Annotated in this window: 23 protein-coding genes; 4 read left to right on the forward strand and 19 right to left on the reverse strand. The window is 42.4% G+C overall.

Annotated elements, in window-relative coordinates; genetic code table 11:
- Window positions 1-164 precede the first annotated feature (164 nt).
- From ADU22_RS18650 to ADU22_RS18660, 3 genes are all read right to left on the reverse strand, one after another.
- Window positions 165-983 (reverse strand): squalene/phytoene synthase family protein, encoded by an 819-nt coding sequence (locus tag ADU22_RS18650; protein ID WP_053364656.1) that lies wholly within the window; start codon window positions 981-983, stop codon window positions 165-167.
- A gap of 183 nt (window positions 984-1,166) precedes the next feature.
- A complete protein-coding gene (locus ADU22_RS18655) occupies window positions 1,167-1,841 on the reverse strand; it encodes a DUF1129 family protein (RefSeq protein ID WP_053363510.1) in 675 nt (224 codons plus the stop codon).
- A complete protein-coding gene (locus tag ADU22_RS18660) occupies window positions 1,838-2,170 on the reverse strand; it encodes a PadR family transcriptional regulator (RefSeq protein WP_053364657.1) in 333 nt (110 codons plus the stop codon). Before ADU22_RS18660 ends, ADU22_RS18655 begins: the two co-directional genes overlap by 4 nt.
- Before the next feature lie 440 nt (window positions 2,171-2,610).
- On the opposite strand from ADU22_RS18660, the gene ADU22_RS18665 reads away from it, so the two are divergent.
- Window positions 2,611-3,336: a phosphatase PAP2 family protein gene (locus ADU22_RS18665; RefSeq protein WP_053363511.1), complete on the forward strand. Its 726-nt coding sequence runs from the start codon at window positions 2,611-2,613 to the stop codon at window positions 3,334-3,336.
- Window positions 3,337-3,474: 138 nt separating this feature from the next.
- On the opposite strand, the gene ADU22_RS18670 is transcribed toward ADU22_RS18665, so the two are convergent.
- Window positions 3,475-4,254 (reverse strand): arylamine N-acetyltransferase family protein, encoded by a 780-nt coding sequence (locus ADU22_RS18670; RefSeq protein WP_053364658.1) that lies wholly within the window; start codon window positions 4,252-4,254, stop codon window positions 3,475-3,477.
- A 413-nt stretch (window positions 4,255-4,667) separates the two neighbouring features.
- Between ADU22_RS18670 and ADU22_RS18675 the strand changes: the two genes are divergently transcribed.
- Window positions 4,668-6,035, forward strand: coding sequence for a hypothetical protein (locus ADU22_RS18675; RefSeq protein WP_053363512.1), 1,368 nt, complete (start codon window positions 4,668-4,670; stop codon window positions 6,033-6,035).
- Between the two features lie 78 nt (window positions 6,036-6,113).
- Here ADU22_RS18675 and ADU22_RS18680 read toward each other — a convergent pair whose 3' ends face one another.
- On the reverse strand, window positions 6,114-6,563 hold the full coding sequence (locus ADU22_RS18680) for a PaaI family thioesterase (protein WP_053363513.1): 450 nt from the start codon (window positions 6,561-6,563) through the stop codon (window positions 6,114-6,116).
- Window positions 6,564-6,630: 67 nt separating this feature from the next.
- Window positions 6,631-7,596, reverse strand: coding sequence for an NAD(P)H-dependent flavin oxidoreductase (locus tag ADU22_RS18685; RefSeq protein ID WP_053363514.1), 966 nt, complete (start codon window positions 7,594-7,596; stop codon window positions 6,631-6,633).
- A 79-nt stretch (window positions 7,597-7,675) separates the two neighbouring features.
- Between ADU22_RS18685 and ADU22_RS18690 the strand changes: the two genes are divergently transcribed.
- Window positions 7,676-8,188: a gamma carbonic anhydrase family protein gene (locus ADU22_RS18690; protein ID WP_053363515.1), complete on the forward strand. Its 513-nt coding sequence runs from the start codon at window positions 7,676-7,678 to the stop codon at window positions 8,186-8,188.
- Between the two features lie 74 nt (window positions 8,189-8,262).
- Here the strand turns inward: ADU22_RS18690 and paaX are convergent, their stop codons facing one another.
- The 13 genes from paaX to ADU22_RS18755 form a co-directional block, all read right to left on the reverse strand.
- The gene (paaX, locus tag ADU22_RS18695) at window positions 8,263-9,162 is read right to left on the reverse strand and encodes a phenylacetic acid degradation operon negative regulatory protein PaaX (protein WP_053363516.1); all 900 of its coding nucleotides are present in this window, start codon (window positions 9,160-9,162) and stop codon (window positions 8,263-8,265) included.
- A 131-nt stretch (window positions 9,163-9,293) separates the two neighbouring features.
- Window positions 9,294-10,070: an enoyl-CoA hydratase-related protein gene (locus tag ADU22_RS18700; RefSeq protein WP_053363517.1), complete on the reverse strand. Its 777-nt coding sequence runs from the start codon at window positions 10,068-10,070 to the stop codon at window positions 9,294-9,296.
- 41 nt (window positions 10,071-10,111) lie between these two features.
- A complete protein-coding gene (locus tag ADU22_RS18705; RefSeq protein WP_053363518.1) occupies window positions 10,112-11,317 on the reverse strand; it encodes an acetyl-CoA C-acyltransferase in 1,206 nt (401 codons plus the stop codon).
- Entirely contained in the window at window positions 11,314-12,189 is an 876-nt protein-coding gene (locus ADU22_RS18710) for a 3-hydroxyacyl-CoA dehydrogenase (protein ID WP_053363519.1), read from the reverse strand. Before ADU22_RS18710 ends, ADU22_RS18705 begins: the two co-directional genes overlap by 4 nt.
- Before the next feature lie 85 nt (window positions 12,190-12,274).
- Entirely contained in the window at window positions 12,275-13,792 is a 1,518-nt protein-coding gene (locus ADU22_RS18715; RefSeq protein WP_053363520.1) for an aldehyde dehydrogenase family protein, read from the reverse strand.
- 28 nt (window positions 13,793-13,820) lie between these two features.
- Entirely contained in the window at window positions 13,821-14,594 is a 774-nt protein-coding gene (locus ADU22_RS18720; RefSeq protein WP_053363521.1) for an enoyl-CoA hydratase-related protein, read from the reverse strand.
- Between the two features lie 14 nt (window positions 14,595-14,608).
- Window positions 14,609-15,385: an enoyl-CoA hydratase/isomerase family protein gene (locus ADU22_RS18725; protein ID WP_053363522.1), complete on the reverse strand. Its 777-nt coding sequence runs from the start codon at window positions 15,383-15,385 to the stop codon at window positions 14,609-14,611.
- Window positions 15,382-15,690: an EthD family reductase gene (locus ADU22_RS18730; protein WP_053363523.1), complete on the reverse strand. Its 309-nt coding sequence runs from the start codon at window positions 15,688-15,690 to the stop codon at window positions 15,382-15,384. Before ADU22_RS18730 ends, ADU22_RS18725 begins: the two co-directional genes overlap by 4 nt.
- Window positions 15,691-15,705: 15 nt before the next feature.
- The gene (paaD, locus tag ADU22_RS18735) at window positions 15,706-16,206 is read right to left on the reverse strand and encodes a 1,2-phenylacetyl-CoA epoxidase subunit PaaD (protein WP_053363524.1); all 501 of its coding nucleotides are present in this window, start codon (window positions 16,204-16,206) and stop codon (window positions 15,706-15,708) included.
- A 27-nt stretch (window positions 16,207-16,233) separates the two neighbouring features.
- Window positions 16,234-17,037 (reverse strand): 1,2-phenylacetyl-CoA epoxidase subunit PaaC, encoded by an 804-nt coding sequence (gene paaC, locus ADU22_RS18740; protein WP_053363525.1) that lies wholly within the window; start codon window positions 17,035-17,037, stop codon window positions 16,234-16,236.
- Entirely contained in the window at window positions 17,030-17,386 is a 357-nt protein-coding gene (gene paaB / locus ADU22_RS18745; protein ID WP_053363526.1) for a 1,2-phenylacetyl-CoA epoxidase subunit PaaB, read from the reverse strand. Before paaB ends, paaC begins: the two co-directional genes overlap by 8 nt.
- A 21-nt stretch (window positions 17,387-17,407) precedes the next feature.
- Complete coding sequence (gene paaA / locus ADU22_RS18750) at window positions 17,408-18,358, reverse strand: 1,2-phenylacetyl-CoA epoxidase subunit PaaA (protein WP_197280145.1); 951 nt, start codon at window positions 18,356-18,358, stop codon at window positions 17,408-17,410.
- Window positions 18,359-18,785: 427 nt separating this feature from the next.
- Window positions 18,786-20,111, reverse strand: a complete 1,326-nt coding sequence (locus tag ADU22_RS18755; RefSeq protein ID WP_053363528.1) for a phenylacetate--CoA ligase family protein — start codon at window positions 20,109-20,111, stop codon at window positions 18,786-18,788.
- 392 nt (window positions 20,112-20,503) lie between these two features.
- Between ADU22_RS18755 and ADU22_RS18760 the strand changes: the two genes are divergently transcribed.
- Window positions 20,504-20,623 (forward strand): helix-turn-helix domain-containing protein (locus tag ADU22_RS18760; protein ID WP_156324425.1); only part of this gene is annotated, 120 nt, incomplete at its 3' end.

Genomic DNA, 20,623 nt, shown 5'->3' on the forward strand with positions numbered 1-20,623 from the left:
GCATTCTATTTGCCAGTTCTCGCATTCTATTTGCCGATTTCCCGTTTCTATTAGCCGGCCCTATTTAAGAAGCAGCGGGACGGTCTCTCGTCTCATAATTAACCAAAAATCTGCCACCACAAAAAAACTTCCCGGACCTCTTTGGCCGGGAAGTTTTTTATATGCTAATCAACCTGAATTTCTTTTACTGTTTGCTCGACCTCGTCACGCGTAATTTTTTCGCGGCCATCTTTCATCGCTTTCAAGGTTTTATGAGCTAGTGCAAGTGGTAAACGGCAGAATAATAAAATGCTTTTCTTATTCAGCGACTTCATATAGTCGTCCGCTTTCGCCAGGTTTTCATCCGCATAAGCAAATAGCTCTGCGCGAGTCCAATTATCAGGTACAAAACTTACACCGCGTTCAACCAAGTCTTCCTGCTCATTTCGCAAAATATTTACAGCTTGAAGTCCACGTCCATACCCAATGGCAAGGTCACGGTCTGTTTTTACACCAGCACAAACCTCCCATAAGTCTGAAAGCATGACTCCAACAAGCCCTGCAACGTAATATGTATAATCATCCAAATCCTCACGTGTGCGGATTGTCCAATTTGCTTTTGCCCATTTTGCCATGCCCCATGCCATTTCATTCGCAGCATCCATAACAATTTGCAGTGTGTTTTTTGGACAAGCCTGTATCCACTCACCTAAACGGAGTGTAACTTCAGGCATTGCATCTTTTACCGGTTCAAGTATGTGTAAATACGTTTGTTCATTGAAAGGATGCTTGAACAGTTCACTCACTTGCATTAAAATCGTGTGTTTTAGTTCATTGTCAATTTCTTCATGATCTTCAATCTCATCAATTGCCCGAAATACCAAATAAGCTGAGGCAACCGTATTTTTTAACTCCTTTTGCAAAAAGGTAATTGGAATATAAAATGTACGGCTTGTTTCTTTTAATAGACGTATAGCATCCTTCGGGAAACTATTTTCATTCATTTTATTCATATCCTCCACCTTTTAATTGTGCCATTCTGTGTAAGCAACAGTTGCAGAATTTGCATTTATTAAATAAGTATATATTCATCATAATTTACTTGCAAATTTAAGTATTGTGCCTTCAAAGAATGCACCCTCATTTTATTGAAGGTGCACAAAGGCTATGCACAAGGTGCTTTCCCCTTATGCCGCTTTTCTTTTCTTCCCAAGATAAATGGATCCTGCCAAAACCACGCCAACAAGTAACGATGCCCACCAGGAAAATTCAAATGACGGGCCCATTTCAGGCAGGAATTTGGTGATGAGCATTACGGCAGCCATTCCGCCGGCGCCAGCGAACCCTGCTTTAATGGTGTCCTTACGTGTATTACGTTTTTCCTTGAACAACGAGCGTTCCACTAGCTTGAAGACATAAACGATCGTGATAGTGACAAAGCCGGCAATCATTAGGGCAATCAACAACGCTGATAGCGGATATACCTTTGTATCCACCTCTGTAAATTGGGATAACACCAGGAAAAGTACACCCCTTATGATCAAAAGCCAACCGACAATATCTCCAATGATTCCACCTATAAACGGAATCAGCTTTCGTTTCTCCTCTTTTGGCAGATGTTCAATCAGCTCATCTGCAAAGCCTCTTGGGTCATCACCAAAGATGTCCTTCGCTGTATTCCCTGCCTTTTGTCCCTCCAGCAAATGATCGAGCAGTTCCATCAGTACTTCTTCGGATTGCTGTTCCGAGAGGGTAAATTGAAGTCGAATATAAATAAGCAAATCACCATAATAAGCCTCATTTTCAGCTGTCAGCATTTCCCTCTTCCGATTGTTTTCTTCAATCAATTTTTGCGCGTTCATCCTTCTCTCCTCCCGGTCAGTAATTGATTTACTGGCTTTGAAATTTGCTTCCATTCCCCGGTGATGTTCTCTAACGCCTCCTGCCCCGCTTCCGTTAAAAAATAATACTTCCGATTGGGTCCTGATTCGGAGGGCCGCATTTCGCCCCGGATGAGTCCATTCTTTTGAAGCCGCAGAAGAATGGGGTAAATCGTTCCTTCACTCACTTCAGCCAAGCCAATATTCAGCAGCTTTTGGGAAAGCTCATAGCCATAAACAGGCTCCTTTTCAATGACAGCCAATACACAGCCGTCCAAAATTCCCTTTAACAATTGGCTTCTTATTGACATCATCCTGATCCTTTCTTCTCTAACATGTTAAACAAGGTAGTTGACCGTAAATAAAGTGTCCTTTAGTACTTTGCAAAACAAGATAGCTTATTTAAAAAGAAGCTACTTTGTAATACATGGTAGCTATCCAAAGTGTAAAATTTTTTCATTTATTTGTCAACCTGAAATCGCCGTCACTAAAACTTTTGACTTTATAACTTTTCGAACGGTACAATACTAGTAATTTAAATGAGCAAGTTTCTCTAAAGGGGAGTAGCTTTTATAGCAAAGTCGTCAGTTCGGGATGAAAATCCTCGGCTTTGTTAGCAATGTCAATTGTTAGCGAGACCTTTACCGCTTTGTTTGGTAAAGGTCTTTTTATTTTCAAGGACCTTTACTATACACAGTAAAGGTCCTTTCACGTTTATAGAGGTGATTCTACTAAGCTTCAGGAGTGATGTATGTTGTTTGGAAAACGCAAAGAGGGATTGAGGGTTTCCCCTTTCATAACCATTTGGGGATTAACCGGTTTGATTTTTTCCGGGGCTTGTTTATACCTGTTTTTTCGTTTATCCAGCGATTTAATGAAAAAGAGCCCTTTCCTTTTCGATCAGAGAATCATTGATACTGTCAGATTGACTGCTTCTCCGGCAGTGGATGTATTCATGCAATGGATAACAGAACTGGGATCCACGTTCATGCTTGGCCTTTTACTCTTAATTAGTATGATTTGGCTGTACGTTAAACGGAAAAATGTATGGTCTATGCTATTTTTTTTCATGGCTGTCGCAGGAGGAGGCCTTTTAAACCTTTTGCTAAAGAGCTATTTTGCAAGAGAGCGTCCTGGCGTCCATCGAATTGTCGAGGCGGATGGGTTTAGTTTCCCCAGCGGCCATTCCATGGGCAGCATGACTTTTTACGGTTTTTTAAGCTATTTAGCGCTTCGGAGCAAACGCAACCCGCTTTCAAAGATGGGTCTGGTCATCTTGTTTGGTTCCCTTATTTTATTGATAGGCATTAGCCGGATTTACTTGGGGGTGCATTATCCTTCCGATGTGCTGGCAGGCTACACGGCCGGATTCGTCTGGCTGGTTTTGTGCATAAGTTTATTGGAAATTGTCTACTGGTTCAAAGAAAACAGGTCTAAATCTATCAAAAGAAGACAAGGAAAAACGAAGGTTTCTTAATCAAGAACAATAGAAGGAGATGGTGTCCTTTCTCCATCTCCTTTTTGAAATCAAAGGCATTGCTTTTTAAGTTGTGCCGCAATGATATTCTGCTGGATTTCGGATGTTCATTCATACATCTTGGTAATCCGGCCCGCTTTACTTCAATCCAAAATACGTTTTCTTGAACTCATTAAACTGATTTTCATCCACTTCCGCCTTTTTCTCTTGCCCATCTGCCCACTCTGTAAACGAGCCAGCTGTTAAGGTCACATTCCCTGTTTCCGTTAATTTGGTGATCAATGTCCGCTTATTAAAAGCCGACTCCGGATGGTCCGCAACGATAGTCTGGATTTCGTTCAACGTCTCGACATTCTGCACGCGATCGTGCGAATCAAACGCATACCCAATTTTCCACTGTTGATTTTTATGTTTTAACTTCATGTAAAAAACAAAATCACCATGTTCAGTTTCGGCACGCTCGGCGCGAAAATCTCCATTACGAGAAGTAACCACTTCCCCAGTCAACGGCACCGGTTTTAGCGGCAGGTTCCCTCCGAATCCAGTGTCCACAAGATATGTCTCTCCGTTGTGCCTAACCAAATTTGCTACGTGTGTTTTCCCGGTCCTGCTCCATTCCTGCCTAATAGGGTCAAAAACCACTCCGCGGATTAATGCCGTGTCAAAGCCGTTCTCTTTTAAAAATAGATAGAGAACCGAGTTGAGCTCATAACAAAGGCCCCCTTCCCGCTGCTGCAGGATTTTATCCATTAGATTGTCTAACGTAAGCTTCCTTGTACGGTTTTCCATGATACACAGATTCTCGAACGGAATACTTAATGCCGTTTTCTCAAGAATCCTATCCAACGTTTCAAACGAAATCACTTCATCTGCCGGGATTCCTACCCTTTCACGAAACAATGAATTTATATCCCCCATTCCACTCACCTCCAGTTTTACTCCATTCATTATAAACAACATTTACCTGCCCCCAAAAAAAGGTGCCTGACCCTCAATGCGTTAAAGCGTTAAAGATAACATTAGTTATTTTATTAAACCGAAATTTGTTATCCTTTTTTATCTATCGTTTCAAGGGTGCTTAGCCGGTAATCATTTGTTTTTATTCTCTTGTAGCATTGCCTGACTCGTATACAGCGCATCCTCCCCGGATGAATCCCCGAAAGGTCAGAGTTTTTTAATAATTCGCAAATTTTAGATTTACTTAATGGCTTGTCTATGATAAATTTTAAAAAGAGTGATATATATCACTTTTATTAACCTTCGTTTTATTATTGTTTTATAAAATGAATGTTGGGTGTTAAAAATCTACTTGTATTGGGAGGTATTGTTTAATGCTAATAAAGAGGAAAGAGGGTCAAGTTCATCCTGGATTTAAATGGGGTCCCTTTACAATGAGGGTTCCAGGGGTTCATCTCGAAATAACTCCTAGCCAGCATCTTCACGGCGGGTTGCTGCTGCTAGCGACGTGTGGGGCGATCACTCCTCTGGCGATGAAATATTTTGACATCTCTTTAGGCGTTGCATGGACAGTAAGTCTGGTCTTTTTGGTTTGGGTCATCGCTCAAACTCTTTTATTTGGTGACGTTTATGCTGCGGGTGCCATTACACCTGCACTTCCATTAACAATCGTTTATTTGAATACGCTTACACCTGGAATTGAAGCGATACATGGAATGATCGCCATATCCATTGTAGTGATTGCATTGTTCCTGTTCTTTGGTGTGACAAGTTTGGGGGAAAAGTTTAATAATTTAATTCCTGCATCGCTAAAAGCAGGGATTATTATGGGAGCAGCCATTGCGGCATTTCAAAGTGAGCTTGGCCGTTTACCAACGATGCCCATTACGTTGGTGACAGCTTGGGTCATCGTCCTTCTATTAATGTTTTCCATCCCGTTTGCCAGTTTGCCAGATACAAATGCAAAAGTCTTCGCCGGTTCGAATGCATTATTAATTGCGTTTGCAGTAGCTGCTGTTGTAGGTTTCTTTACTGGTGAGGTTACATTTGATCTTAAGTGGGGAATTTTTATTCCTCCTATTGGTGAAGTGTTTTCTGCGATGTCCATCTGGTCCATTGGTTTGCCCCCATGGGAAATGATTATTTCTGTGATACCGATTGGGCTAATGTTTTATATTTTGGTATTTGGCGATCTGCTTGTCGCTCAAACGATGTTGAAAGACGCTGATGAAGCCAGGAAAGATGAAAAAATTGATATTAATATGAACCGAAGCCACTATGTACTGGCACTCCGAAATCTGGCACAGATTTTAACAGCAGGGCCAATGCCCTGGCTGCATGGACCCATTTGGACTGGGGTGCAAGTCTTCTTGATCCAGCGTTATAAAAAAGGTCGTCATGTGATGGATTCCATTTTCTCTGGTGTTGCCAACTTCTATTTGTTAGCGCTTCCATTGGGTTTCCTTTTGCCGGTAATGGGGATCATTACGCCGTTATTTCCAGTCGCTCTATCGGTCACGATCCTGCTCACAGGATTTGCTTGTGCCTATATAGCGATGTCAATGGTTACAAATAATATTTCGCGCGGGTTAGTATTAATGATCGGTATGCTGTGTGCCACTTTAGGAGCAGCGTGGGGAATCGGGATTGGCACCCTATTATATATGCTGCTAATCGGACGAAATAAAGAAAATTTACCAATGGTTAAAGAAACGGAAATTCAGGAAGAGAAAGTAAGTTAAGGGACACAGGGAGGGACAGGTCCCTTCGCCTGCCATTTACATAAACAAACAAGGGACAGAGTGCCTGTCCCCCTGTCCCTAATCCTCAATTGAAATAAAATAGTTATTCTTCCGGTAGGCCACAGCTTCCATGGAAGCTAAAAGTTCCCCTTCACTTTCGATTTGAATCTTGTACCATGAAAGCCGGTGGTTTTTCTTTTCTTCGATTGCTTTGGCTTTTATCTTTGAACCTTTCAAGCCAGGAGCCATGAACTGAACCGTTGTCGACAAACCGACAGCGGTTTTTCCATAAGAATTACACGCGGCTGCAAAGACATAATCAGCCAAAGCAAAGATAACTGCTCCATGGACGGTGCCATGGGAGTTTAACATATGATCTTGAATCTCTAATTCTGCCGTTGCCGTCCCTAAGCCAAGGTCTTGAAGTTTGATTCCCAAAAAACGGGCATATGGTTCCTCTACAAAATGCTTAAAAATGTCATCATAATAATTTTCATGTATTTCCTGTTCTGTTAAATTGGTTATCAAGTAAACTTCCACCTTTATATTTTATTGACCACTGTTCTCCGCCAGGGGTCCATTTACACCAGCTCGTTTATTTCCTCTGTACCTCTCCCAGCAGTTGTGCCGCTGCTCTCATTTGCCCTTTCGCCTCTTCCATCATCGACTCTAAAAGTTCTTGAACCGTTGGGATTGTTGTAATCAAACCGGCGACTTGTCCGCTGTTTAAATACCCATTCTCCAAATCCCCTAAAACAGCGCCCTTAATATGGTAGTCTTCTGAAGTGATTTCATTAAATTCTTCCAATCCGATTCCGTCTTTTTCCGCCAAGACTATTTTATCCACATAGCCTGATTGCAGGACCCTTCTTACGCGGCCGACAGAACGGCCAATAATCCTCGTATCAGTTCCGCTTGCCTCGAGAAGTTTTTCTTTATAATTGTCATGTAACTGGGCTTCTTTTGTTGCAATGAAACGCGTCCCCATTTGGACACCGCTGGCTCCTAGCATCAAGGCTGCAGCCAATCCTTTCCCGTCACCGACTCCACCCGCAGCAATCACAGGAATCGACACAGCCTTGGCGAGTTGCGGAATTAATGTGAAGGTGGTTAGTTCAAGGCTGGAATTGATTCCTGCCGCCTCATAGCCTTCAGCCACCAGTATGTCCGCACCTGCAGTTTCCGCTTTTTGGGCATGTTTGACCGAAGCTGCGACCACGATTACTTTAATTCCATGTTCATGGAGGGCCGGAATGTATGGAGCCGGGTTCCCGGCAGACAATGACACGACAGGTATCTGGTGTTTAATGGCTAATTGGACTAATTCAGACGCATAAGGGTTTACGGTTAGTGCGATATTGATGGCAAAAGGCTTACAAGTCCTTTCTTTTGTCTCCAGGATCTTTTTTTCCACCTCAATGGGCTTCATCGTTCCACAGCCAATGGTGCCAAGGCCTCCGGCTTCTGATACAGCGGCTGTCAGGGCCGCATGGCTTATATTTCCCATCCCGCCTTGAATGATCGGGTACTTAATCAATAGCTGTTCACAAATTAAGTTCATGATATATCCCACCTTATCAAGTGCGTTTAAATATGTTATACTAATGTGAAAATTCAATTAATAGAAAGGAGATTTTATTATGCTAGTTCCCCTTAAAGATAATAAGCCAGTCGTGCACGACACCGCATTTTTGGCGCCAAGCGCTTGTCTGATCGGTGATGTTCACGTTGGCCATGAAACCTCTATTTGGTTCAATGCCGTTTTACGCGGTGACGAAGACAGTATTACCATCGGAGACCGCTGCAGTATTCAGGATAATTCCACCATCCATTTATTTGAAGGCTCTCCAGTCGTAGTGGAAGATGAAGTAACTGTTGGTCATAATGTGATTCTCCATGGCTGTACGATTAAAAAAAGAAGCATTATTGGAATGGGCTCCACCATACTGGATGGGGCTGTAATCGGGGAAGAATGCATCATAGGTGCGAATACGCTAGTTCCTTCTGGTAAAATCATTCCCCCCCGTTCCCTCGTTGTAGGCTCGCCAGGAAAGGTCATTCGGGAACTTGGCGAAAAAGATTTGGAATTGATTCAACTATCCATTGATACTTATGTTGAAAAAAGTTACATATATAATGATATTTTTAAGTAAATAAAAATGAGGCATCACAACGCTTTTCTTTCTGTTGCTTATTGTGATGCCTTAACCATGTTTCACCTGCGTTTTTATGAATGGTTTTCCTCCTCAATTCCACTCAATAAAGAAAATTCCCCTGCATTATAATCCTTATCTTTTTTTTCCAAATCGTTTTCCTCCTGAAAAACGTCCTCGAAAAAATGACTCGCAGGTTCAGCTAACAGCTTATAATATTGATTGAATAATAACGCAGCATGATTTCCACTCCAGCGTTCTGGCAATAATTCTTTCGGAAGAAAAGGGTCGACAAACAAAAACTTGCGGTATTCATGAACCAGGTTCGCTCTTGCGATAAAACATTCTTCATCCGTCATATCGCCGCTTCCAATCATGCTTTGATGAATAATGTACTTTTTGCTGTATACATCGATAAAATGATCATATTTTTTCTCTATTTCCTGTAAAGGCCAACATTTTTCCACGAGAGCAAAGTCTGGCTGCGGACCGGTATGCTTGGATAGAAAAAGTTGAACATATTCTTCAATGTGATATTTACTAATTAACAGGTGAATTTCTTTTTCAAAGTTATTGGGTGAAATCCAGCAGCCATTCGATAAGTTTCCAAATCCGCTCCATTCCAATTCTTTTCTGAGTTCATCCCTGATTTGTCTTTTCTCCTCAGGGATGCTATACATAATGACTCTCCACTTCCCATCCCATTCATGCGGATCGAGCTTATAGATTCTCCTTGCTGCTTCATTGATTCGGCTTACTCCTCTTTCCGTAAGCTCATAATAGCTCCTGTTTCCTTTTTTTTCAGAGTGAAGCAGTCCTTGCTTCATCATCCTGGAAACGGCAACTCGAACAGCCTGTTCATTATGTCCAAATGGTTTCATTAACTGGATTAGACTGCCAATCCAAATCTTATTTCCATAATGGCTAATGTAATCACCATAGATGGTTAAAATCATCGATGTAGTTTTACTCATGTGACATCACTCTTTTCTGATATTCGCTTCACCCCCCCTTGTAAATCGGAAAATGAAATAATTCACCAGTTAACATTTCAATTATTGGGAGTTACTTTAATCATAGCGAAACTTCTAATCTTCTGGCAACTCTATTTGCCTATAAAAGCAGGCGGTCTTTTTTCACTAAAGGCGGCTAGTGCTTCCAGGCGGTCTTCCGTCGGAATCGTTAATTCATAAGCTTTTGACTCAATCGCCAACCCTGTTTGTAGATCCGCATTCATCCCATTGCATATAGCGTACTTCGCCTGTCTCAAGGCAACCGGACCATTCTTCAGCATCTCTCCTGCAAATGATTTGCACGCCGCCACAACGTTTTCATCGCTGGCCACGCTTGTTAAAATCCCCCACTCATACGCTTCTTGTGCTGTCAGTTTTTTCGCCGTGAAAATGAGTTCTTTCGCTTTCATTTCCCCAATCAATCGCGGCAAACGCTGTGTTCCACCTGCACCGGGGATAATCGCCCAACTAGTCTCGGTAAGGCCCACTTTAGCTTCAGGAACCGCAATGGCAAAGTCACAAGCCAAAATTAATTCAAMCCCGCCGCCAAATGCATAGCCATTAACAGCTGCAATCGTTGGCTGCGGAAGCTGGGCAATCTGATTAAAAACATCCCTTATCGCTTTTACATTCCTCCGAACTTCTTGTTCAGATAATGTTTTCCGTTCCTTTAAATCAGCCCCAGCACTAAACGCCTTTTCGCCCGCTCCTGTAAAGATAGCCACTCGGACATCCGGGTCTAAATGAATGCGCCCGACCACTTCAGCCAATTGCTCCAAGGTCTCGTAATCAAAACAATTCAGCACATCCGGACGATTAATTGTTACGACAGCAATATGGTCCTCCACGCTATATAAAACTTTGGACATGTTCTTAAACTCCTTTTTCGGAATTAGGTATTTTCAGGCGGTTAGTCTGTGATATTCTCAACAATCGCAGCAATCCCTTGCCCGACGCCAATGCACATCGTCGCAAGACCATATTGAACCTCACGCTTTTTCATTTCATGGATTAACGTGGTTAAAATTCTCGCGCCACTTGCGCCAAGCGGATGGCCAAATGCGATTGCCCCCCCGTTTACATTGACCTTTGATGGATCAAGCTCTAATTGGCGGATGCACTCCAGCGATTGTGAGGCAAACGCCTCATTTAATTCAATCAAGCCTAAATCTTGAGAAGTCAAATCGGCTCTTTGCAATGCTTTTCTTGACGCATGAATCGGCCCGAGCCCCATGACTCGCGGTTCCAATCCTGCTGTAGCACCAACAACATATTTGACCAGCGGTTTCAAATTTAATTCTTTTGCCTTTTCGGCACTCATCAGCAAGAGCGCGGAAGCTCCATCATTTACACCTGAAGCATTTCCTGCAGTCACCGTTCCGCCTTCAAAGATAGGCCTTAGTTTACTTAGCTTTTCTATGGACGTATCTGGACGAGGATGTTCATCCTTCTCCACAATCGTTTCATTTCCTTTTCGATCCTTCACGATCACTGGAACGATTTCATTTTCGAAGCGATTTTCTTCCATTGCCTCCTTCGCCCGCTTCTGGCTTTCCAGGGCAAATTGGTCTTGTGCTTTACGGGAGATTTTATAGTCTTGTGCGACATTCTCAGCCGTTTTGGGCATCGTTTCCGAACCGTACATTTTTTCTAAAGCGGGATTCGTAAACCTCCATCCAATTGTCGTATCCTGCAATTCCATTGACCCGCGCGGATAGTCGACTTCCGGTTTCCCCATCACAAACGGTGCACGCGTCATGCTTTCCGTGCCGCCGGCAATAAAGATATCTCCTTCACCAATCGCAATCGCTCTTGCCGCATACATCACCGCATCCAGACCTGAACCGCACAGGCGGTTGACGGTTGTGCCCCCAACTGATATCGGCAGACCAGCCAGAAGGGCAGACATTCTGGCTACATTACGATTGTCTTCTCCAGCTTGGTTGGCATTTCCTAAAACCACTTCTTCAATTTCCCCGGCCGGAAGATTTGGATTGCGTTCGATTAAGGCCTTAATCACAACTGCCCCCAAATCATCCGGACGAACGCTTTTCAATGCACCTTTATACCGCCCAATCGGTGTCCGGACGGCATCTACAATGACCACTTCCCTCATTTTGACAGCACCTCTTTTTCCTTGCTTGTATAGTCATAAACCCCTTTGCCTGACTTCCGTCCAAGGCGGCCTGCTTTTACATATTGCTCCAGCAATGGCGCCGGGCGATATTTTTCCCCCAATTTTTCGTGTAAATATTTTAAATTATTCAAACGGGCATCCAAGCCGACGAGATCGACCAATTCAAATGGGCCCATCGGATAATTCAATCCCAATTTAATGGCTTTATCAATTTCCTCCGGTGTTCCAAGGCCTTCCTGTAGCATATAAAACGCTTCATTTCCCACCAAACAGGAAATCCGGCTCGTCACAAATCCCGGAAATTCATTGATTACAACCGTTTCTTTCCCCATTTGCCGGGCAACGCTTCGGGCAGCCTCTGCGGTCTCGTCACTTGTTTCAAGTCCGCGGATAATTTCCACAAGCGGCATTTTATGGACCGGGTTAAAGAAATGCATCGCGATGGTTTTTTCGGCACGATTTCCATACGACCCTATTTCTGTCGGACTCATTGTGGATGTATTTGTGGCAAAAAGGCAATGTTCGGGGACATATTGTTCGAGAGACTCAAAAACAGCTTTTTTAATTTCAGCCTTTTCAGGAACGGCTTCAATCACCAGGTCGGCACCTCTTGCCGCTTCGTGCAAATGTGATACATATAGAAGATTTTTCTTTGCGGCATCTGCGGCTTCAGCCGTGACTTTCCCGCGTGCTACCCCTTTATCAAAGATTTTGTCCAGTTCTTGTTGTGCATTGGATAAAGCGGCTTCATTGGCATCATGCAAGCGGACCTTGAAGCCTCCCGCTGCTGCCGCGTAGGCAATTCCTCTTCCCATCACACCAGAGCCTACAACCAGGATTGTCTCAATCATCGCTTCTCCCTCTTCCTTTTTCGATTATGTAAAGGAGTACGAATCACCCTCTATGAATGGTGATTCGTACTCCGTTTTGTCTGGCTTAAATACCCATTGGATTTAGTGGACGATTTCCATAGTAGGAAATAATACTCTTTGTTTCTGTATAAAGGTCCAGCGTTTCAATGGACAATTCCCTTCCGAAGCCTGATTGTTTATAACCGCCAAATGGGGTTCCTGGCATCGCTGAGAATGGGCAGTTCACCATGACGATTCCTGCCTGGATTTGTCCGGCAACCCGCTGGGCACGAGCTCCATTTTGCGTCCAAATCGCGGAACCTAATCCAAATTCCGTATCATTGGCTAACTTGATCGCTTCTTTCTCATCTTTAAACTTCATGACAACGACAACCGGGCCAAAGATTTCTTCTTTTACGGCTTTCATATCGTGGTTCACATTGGCAATGACGGTTGGCTCATACCAGAATCCGTTTTCAAACCCTTCAACAACAGCCGGCTTTCCACCTGCCAAAATCTCCGCGCCATCTTCAATGGCTGATTTCACATAGCCATCAATCACTTCTACTTGGTTTTGGTCAATAATGGCTCCTACATGTGTTTCCTTATCAAACGGATCCCCAAGCTTTATTTTCTTTGTTTTTTCAACGAACTTGCTGACAAATTCATCATAAATGTCTTCATGAACATAAAGACGGGAACGGGCTTCACAGGATTGACCTGTGTTATAGAAGATTCCGTAAAGCGAACCGTCAACGGCCGCATCGATGTCTGCATCTTCAAATACGAGATTAGGAGATTTTCCGCCAAGCTCCAATGTGACCCGCTTCAACGTCTKGGAAGCTCTTGCCATGATGTTTTTCCCAATTGGTGTGGAGCCTGTAAACGCAACCTTATCGACTTGTTCATGTTCCACTAAATAATTTCCTACATCAGAACCTGATCCGGGAACAATGTTCACAACGCCCTCCGGAACTCCTGCTTCCAGGCAAATTTCACCCAGGATAATCGCTGTAAGCGGGGTTAAAGAAGCTGGTTTCACTACAATTGAACAACCTGTAGCAATTGCAGGGGCAACCTTCCATGCGGCCATCATTAATGGATAGTTCCATGGAATGATTTGAGCACACACTCCAACCGGTTCTTTTTCCGTGTAGTTATGGAATTGACCTGGCAATGGGTTGACGCGTCCGCCATGTGAAACAATAGCACCGGCGTAAAATTCAAAGTCTTCAATCGCCTGGTTCACTTGTCCTTGTGCAGTGGCTAAGCTTTTACCTGTATCCAGCATCTCCAGCTCTACTAATTCGTTAAAACGGGAACGCATGATGGCAGCGATTTTATTCATTACACGTGATCGTTTATTGACAGGGAACTTTTTCCACTTCCCATAATCAAAGGCATTACGTGCTGCCTGCACCGCTTTTTCTGCATCTTCTTTTGTCGCTTTGGCCACTTCGGCAATTAATTCACCTGTAGCGGGATTATACGTTTTAATCGTTCCCCCATCACTGCTTTCGACTTTTTCACCGTTTATAATTAAATGATAGAATGATCTCTTCATTGTTTTTTCATCTGTAATGGTTTGTTGAGTTGTTGACATATACCTGCACTCCTTATCATGTCTAATTTTAGCTGCCAATGAAACTTGGTTTTCTTTTTTCAATAAAAGCTTGGACACCTTCTTGATGATCTTTCGTTAAACCTGCGATTCTCTGTCCTTGTGCTTCAGCTTCTAAATACTCTTCAAATGAAACCGAATTTGCTTGTTTTAAATTCCGTTTGATCAAACCAATGGCTTTCGTTGGGAGTTGAGCCAAATGTTCGGTAAATTCTACTGTTTCTTCGTCCCACGAATCTGCTGGGATGACCTTTGTGACAAGTCCTAACTCCAATGCCTTATCTGCCGGAATTTTCTCGCCCAGGATAGACAGTTCCGCTGCTTTTGAATAACCTACCAGGTTTTGCAAGAAATAAAGATTGCCGGAGTCGGGAATCAACCCGACGTGAATGAAAGCATTTACAAAGCTTGATTTTTCGGAGGCCAGTCTGAAATCACAAGCTAATGCAAGACTAAATCCTGCGCCGGCAGCTACACCATTCACTGCAGCTACAACCGGTTTTTCCAGGCTCATGATTTGTTTGATCATTGGCCCATATTGCTCCCGCAGCACTTGGCCATGGTCCATATTCTCATCGACATCAGCCAGGTCCTGGCCTGAACAAAAGCCACGCCCTGCTCCAGTAAAGACGAGACATCTCACTTGATGGTCTTTTCCGGCTTCTTTTACCGCCGCTGAGATTTCACGGATCATTGTGCGGTTAAACGCATTTAATTTATCGGGCCGGGATAATGTAATCGTTGCCACTCCACCCGTCAGTGTGTATTCAATCGTTTCATACATGGTGTAACACCTCCTTATTTCCCTTGGAATTCCGCTTTTCTTTTTTCGATAAAAGCCTGCATTCCTTCTTTTTGATCTTGGGATGAAAACAATAAGTAAAAATTCTTCCGTTCGTATTGCATCCCTTCATATAAGGTATAGTCTACGGCTTTATTAACGGAATCTTTAATCAGCCGTAAAGATAAAGGAGGCTGGTTCGCTAATCTTTTCGCCAGTTTCATACTTTCTTCCATTAATATCTCTTCAGAAACAATCCTATTAATAATCCCATTCTCCAAAGCCGTTTCCGCGGGAATGCGATCCCCCGTCCAGATCCATTCCAAAGCTTTTGCCCGGCCCACGATTTTCGTGAGCCGTTGGGTGCCGCCCGCTCCCGGCATAACGCCCAGCTGGACTTCAGGAAAAGAGAACTGCGTTCCTCTTGCGGCAATTAATAGATCCAAGCTTAGTGCCAGCTCAAAGCCCCCGCCAAATACAAATCCTTTTACGGCTCCAATGATCGGCTTTTTTATAAGCGTAATGCGATCCCAATCAGCAAACTGATTTAGCAGTTCCATTTGTATCGAGTCCGTTCCAGCCATTTCATCAATATCGGCTCCCGCGGAAAAAGCACGGCCATTTCCCGTCAGCAGGATGGTCCCAACTTCATCATTCTGATCAAACTCTTCAAGAGCCGTGATGATTTCCCTCACCATTTGCCGATTCAATGCATTTAACTGCTTCGGACGATTTAGCTTGACCACCCCTACCCGATCTTCGATGAATCTTTCAATATAGTGAAACCCATTCATTCGGCGACGTCCTCACCAATCATAAATGAAACAATATTACCTGCGAAACCCATCACATCCTTGCTTGATGCTTTTCCTTCAGGAGACTTTAAGCCTGCCTTCAAATCCTCTATGCTGTCATAATACATTTCACAAATTAAATAATATTTGGCTTCGCCGCCCATTGGGGAACCCGTTCCTTTGGTCACCTTCATCTTGCGTAAACCAGGGATTTTTTCTGTAATCGGAACATGCACATTGAAATAATGCTCATCAAATGCTGCTTTGTTTTCAGGTTGTTTATAAAATGCGATCAGTTTTACCATCGTTATCATCCTCTTCTACAACGTATTTGAAATCAGCTTCATCGCTTCAAATGGATTTTTGCAGCTTTTACAATAAAGAATGCTTCGACAGGCAGTTGGCCCGAAAAGGTTATCCAGAGTGACATAGGTAGAGCCGCAATAGGGACAATCCACATGCCAGGAACCATCCTCTTTAAAATGTTTTGGCGGCGGGGCAATCCCAAACTCTTTCAGTCCCTGCAGCCCTTTCTCCGTTACACGATTGGAAGTCCAAGGAGGAGAATTGATAAACTTCACGGTTGTCTCCTCTACGCCTTCCAACCGTCTAACAGCTGTGACAATATTACCTCGGATAATTTCTAAASCAGGACACCCAACAAAGGTTGGCAATATATCAATATTTACTGTGCCTCTATCAATTGTAATGGTTTCAACCATACCCAAATCAATAATACTCACGGTATCAATTTCGGGATCCTTCACCGTTTCCAATGCATGTAACACGTCTTCTTTAGAAATTTGAACAGGTGTTTTCATGGTTTCCCACCACTTTTCTTCATTTATTTACCAGGAAGCTGCAGGATTTAAATTATACACCTCGGATAATACGGCAAGTGCCTCATCCAGCTCTTTGGAATGCTTCCCATTTCTGCCGTTTAGGCTTTCTTTTTCAAATTCTTCAGGCAAGATCAAGTTAACGGATTCTAACACAGGCTTAATCGAATCGATCCATTTTCCTTTTAAAACGCTTTCTTTTTCAATCAAATGGTAGTCTGATATTTGTTCTGATTCTTTCCCTAAAGAAAATACATCAGAAAAATCATTGATTACTTTTTCAAATGCCGCTTTCATTCGTTCTTTTGCCTCTTCTGTTGAACTTAATAGTTGAATAAACCAGGTCTTCCAGTGAAGCAAGTGGTAATGCAATTCCATGTCCACCTTGACCGCAACATCAGCTAATGGCTGATAGGAGCTTTGTTTTAACGATTGGATTTTCGTCTTTTTTGCCGTAGTGTACAGATAGTTTCGAACAACGGCATAAGCCCAGTCATAATCTGGCTCTTCCATATAATTTCCTGGCCCGTTCACTCTTTCTACTAAAATACAATTCTTTCTTTCACTGGCGGGACGAGCATGTGCCAAAGCATCTGCATTCCCTTCCCCTAATTCTTCAAGCAGCCGATAAAACATCGCAGCATGCCCCATGCTGTCCTGGCTGATGGAAGAAGAAGCCACATCTTCTTCAATATGCGGGGCAAGTCCAAGCCATTCTGAATTCCGATAAGCGTAAAGAAAATCATCATCTGCTAGTTGGTACAATAATTCAATAATTGGTTTATTTCCTGGATTGAATGTGTTTTCAACCATTGACTTTCTCCTTTCCCCAAGACAGGATTTCTTTTTCATCCAACATTTGTTGCTCGTAATGGCGCCATTTTTTCTTTAAATAACCATATCCTTTTGTTGTTCGATATTCCTTGTTATCAATCCGGTCTAGCGTTTGTTTCTCCTCTTGGCTAAGGCCCCTAATATTCGAACGATTGACCACCCAGATATCATAAACCGGCTCTCTTCTCATGAAGTTTTCTTGGGCCATCACCAATGCCATTTGCTCATTCGGCGCAAGAAGACTGAATTGATGTTGAAACGAAGCAGAAGGTGTTCTTTTGCTAAATACTTCATATTCTTGATAAAAAGTTTTATTTTCAGTACCCATTTGTCTTCATTCCCCTACTTTTTATTCGCTTACGACTGCGGCAAGTGCATTTCGTACCCAGGCATTTCTTTCATAGGAGGTCCGGCGCAAATTCAATCGCGCTTGTGAACGCGGACCGTTATTTCTAATAATTTGTTTAAATTCGTTCCAATCAGGCTGTTGATAAATCCAGGTCTGCTTTTCTTCATCAAAATGAATCGTTGGATCCGGAATCGTTAATCCGAGCGAAAGAATTCTTGGAATATATTTCGTAAAGAAATCCTGGCGGAGTTGTTCATTTGATTTGGTACGAATTTTATATTTGATGGTCACATCTTGTTTCGATGCTCCAGTTGTTTCGCTGCTGGCAGGACCGAAGAACATCAGAAGAGCTGGCCACCACCGATTTAAAGCATCCTGAACCATTTCTTTTTGCTCTTCGGTTCCCTCGGCCAAAGCCATAATGATGGCTTCTCCGTGTTGGGCGTGGAAAACCTCTTCCGCACAGATGCGGTGCAAAGCTCTTGCATATGGACCATAGGAAGCATTCAGCATATTGGTTTGAGTAATGATTGCTGCCCCATCCACGAGCCAGCCAATTAAACCAGCGTCCCCCCAGGATTTTGTTGCCATATGGAAAACATTATGGAACTTTAGGTCTCCTCTGAATAAATCCTCCATCAAGTCCCCTCTGTTTTTTCCGTAAGGTTTCAACAGATCTTCTGCAACACGCAGCAGCAATTGACCGTGGCCCATCTCATCCTGAACCTTTGCCATAATACCAAGTTTGCGGTAAAGCGATGGTGCTTTGGGAACCCACTCTTTTTCCGGAAGCGCTCCCATAATTTCGCTGATTCCATGCATGGAGATTAACTTAATTAAAGCCACTCTATATTCCTCAGGCATCCAGTCATCCGCTTCAATCTTTTCTCCGCTTTCAATCTTTTGAACAAACTGTTCCAGTTTAACAGAATCTTCAGTCGTTGAGGACATAGCAATCATTTCATTGCCTCCTTTATTTTATATAACATGTTTATAACGTAATTATATTTTAATGTTATACATATTGCAAACCTTTTCTGATAATTTTTTATTTTTAAAATCAAAGGTTTTACCTTAGTGCTGCAGAGATTTAAACTATTCGCTTCCTACCATTCCAAATATCATTTTGCTTTTTTTAGAATTTTATATTTTTCTGTTATGTCTTTTTAGCCTTATAAGCCATTTAAAATAAGGCAGGTACGATCGGGAGCTTATCGTTTGTCGCATAAAAAAAGGAGACGGCGCTACACGGAGTACTCCTGTAACATCACCATCCCCTAAACCGTTACTTAATTGTTTGATTTCTGCCCATTGTACCCCTTATTTTCCCAAGATTCTGAATACTGTTGGTGTCATTATGTTCGTCACTTTCCGAATTTCATATAGGCAGCGCCTCCGTTCTGCGGTCAATAACCCGGACAGCTTTCCCTTCCGATCTTGGAATACTTCTTGGAGGAAGCACTTTTACATTCATACTGATTAAACAATGGTTTTTCATTGAATGCTGAACGAGTTTCCTGATGGTTGGGATAATCTCATGTTGCATATTTCCATTGATTTGTCCAAAAATTTCTTCTGTTAACTCTACGTGAAGTTCCACAATATCAAGGTTTCTTTCTTTCATCAGATGTACTTGATAGTGCGGGGCCAATTGATTGATTTGAATGAGGTAATGCTCAATTTCCGAAGGGAAAACATTGACCCCACGTATGATTAACATATCATCAATCCGGCCTTTTACACGGGACATTCTGGTTGTCGTTCTACCGCATTTACATTTTTCCCTTGTAATCGAAGCAATATCGCCTGTCCGGTAACGTATAACAGGAAACGCTTCTTTCGTTAAACTTGTGAAAACCAATTCCCCTTCTTCCCCATCTGGCACACGCTCAAGTGTATCGGGGTTGATTACTTCTACAATAAAATGATCTTCAGCAATGTGCAGCCCATCTTGCGCTTCATGGCATTCCATCGCAACACCCGGCCCCATTACTTCACTTAAGCCATAAATATCACACGCTTTTATATCGAAGGTGTCTTCTAGTAATTTTCTCATTTCCTCTGACCATGGCTCAGCGCCGAAAATACCATATTTCAATGAAGTATTTCTGGGATCATACCCTTGTGCCTTTAATTCTTCTCCTACTTTTAAGATATATGACGGAGTACCAGCAATTACCGTAGGCTTATAATCTTCTATAACGGTAATTTGCCGGTCGGTATTCCCTCCGGAGATGGGAACTGTTGCCATTCCGAGTCTTTCTGCACCATAATGAAGCCCTAAACCACCGGTAAACAAACCGTACCCATATGCATTTTGGAAGATTCCCTCAGGCTCACCGCCGGCAAGGGCAATGGCACGCGCAACCATATCAGCCCAGTTATCAATATCCTTTTGCGTATAGGCTACAGTCGTTGGTTTTCCACTCGTACCAGACGAAGCGTGAATTCGTACAATATCCTTTGTATCAACAGCAAACAAACCATATGGATAGTGATCCCTAAGATCCTTTTTAACAGTAAAAGGAAACTTCTGTAAATCATCAATTGACTTAACACTTTCAGGAGTTAGATTTGCTTTTTTAAATTTGGTTTGATAAAAGGCAACATTTTTATAAACCTTTTCAACCGTTTTCTTTAATCTTTCCAATTGAAGCGTTTTCATTTCATCTGTCGAAAAAGTTTCCTCTTTATGAATGATCAAAGACCTTTCTCCCCTTTACCGGAATTTAATATAACACTTTATTCGTTACATTTTATTTAAATGTTATATTATGTTAGTAATAAATTAACATACATTTAAAACGTTGTAAATATATTCTAAATTTTCATGAAATAGATAACAATTTCACAAACTATTATTCTAATATTTATTCTTTCCACTGTAATTATAGTGTTTTCCATATATGACTGGCTACAATTTTATTATTTGAATAATAAAGACAACAAGTTATCACTATATGTACATAAATAACGCAAAAATATTTTTTCAGGACATGGGGACAGGTTCTGGCGTGCACCCCAAAAGTTAGAGTCAAAATCTAATCTTTTGGGGTGTTTCTTTTGACTAAAAAATATAGTGATGATTTGAAATTAATGGTGGTCAGAGAATATCAAAAGGGGAAATTAGGAATTAGACCACTGGCCAGGAAGCATGGGATCAAGTCAAAGTCAGAAGTTGACAGGTGGATAAAAGTATATGAGAGATTTGGTGCT

This window comes from Bacillus sp. FJAT-27251, from assembly GCF_001273925.1.
Taxonomy (GTDB): domain Bacteria; phylum Bacillota; class Bacilli; order Bacillales; family Cytobacillaceae; genus Mesobacillus_B.

Bases quoted from the DNA above. Each gene is read 5' to 3' on its own strand.
- ADU22_RS18725 (WP_053363522.1), bottom strand. From the start codon at position 15,385: ATGAATGGGTTTCACTATATTGAAAGATTCATCGAAGATCGGGTAGGG.
- ADU22_RS18670 (WP_053364658.1), bottom strand. From the start codon at position 4,254: ATGGGGGATATAAATTCATTGTTTCGTGAAAGGGTAGGAATCCCGGCA.
- paaB (WP_053363526.1), bottom strand. From the start codon at position 17,386: ATGGGTACTGAAAATAAAACTTTTTATCAAGAATATGAAGTATTTAGC.
- ADU22_RS18665 (WP_053363511.1), top strand. From the start codon at position 2,611: ATGTTGTTTGGAAAACGCAAAGAGGGATTGAGGGTTTCCCCTTTCATA.
- ADU22_RS18705 (WP_053363518.1), bottom strand. From the start codon at position 11,317: ATGAGGGAAGTGGTCATTGTAGATGCCGTCCGGACACCGATTGGGCGG.
- ADU22_RS18730 (WP_053363523.1), bottom strand. From the start codon at position 15,690: ATGGTAAAACTGATCGCATTTTATAAACAACCTGAAAACAAAGCAGCA.
- paaC (WP_053363525.1), bottom strand. From the start codon at position 17,037: ATGGTTGAAAACACATTCAATCCAGGAAATAAACCAATTATTGAATTA.
- ADU22_RS18720 (WP_053363521.1), bottom strand. From the start codon at position 14,594: ATGTATGAAACGATTGAATACACACTGACGGGTGGAGTGGCAACGATT.
- ADU22_RS18690 (WP_053363515.1), top strand. From the start codon at position 7,676: ATGCTAGTTCCCCTTAAAGATAATAAGCCAGTCGTGCACGACACCGCA.
- ADU22_RS18650 (WP_053364656.1), bottom strand. From the start codon at position 983: ATGAATGAAAATAGTTTCCCGAAGGATGCTATACGTCTATTAAAAGAA.
- paaA (WP_197280145.1), bottom strand. From the start codon at position 18,358: ATGTCCTCAACGACTGAAGATTCTGTTAAACTGGAACAGTTTGTTCAA.
- ADU22_RS18660 (WP_053364657.1), bottom strand. From the start codon at position 2,170: ATGTCAATAAGAAGCCAATTGTTAAAGGGAATTTTGGACGGCTGTGTA.
- ADU22_RS18675 (WP_053363512.1), top strand. From the start codon at position 4,668: ATGCTAATAAAGAGGAAAGAGGGTCAAGTTCATCCTGGATTTAAATGG.
- ADU22_RS18710 (WP_053363519.1), bottom strand. From the start codon at position 12,189: ATGATTGAGACAATCCTGGTTGTAGGCTCTGGTGTGATGGGAAGAGGA.
- ADU22_RS18685 (WP_053363514.1), bottom strand. From the start codon at position 7,596: ATGAACTTAATTTGTGAACAGCTATTGATTAAGTACCCGATCATTCAA.
- ADU22_RS18655 (WP_053363510.1), bottom strand. From the start codon at position 1,841: ATGAACGCGCAAAAATTGATTGAAGAAAACAATCGGAAGAGGGAAATG.
- paaX (WP_053363516.1), bottom strand. From the start codon at position 9,162: ATGAGTAAAACTACATCGATGATTTTAACCATCTATGGTGATTACATT.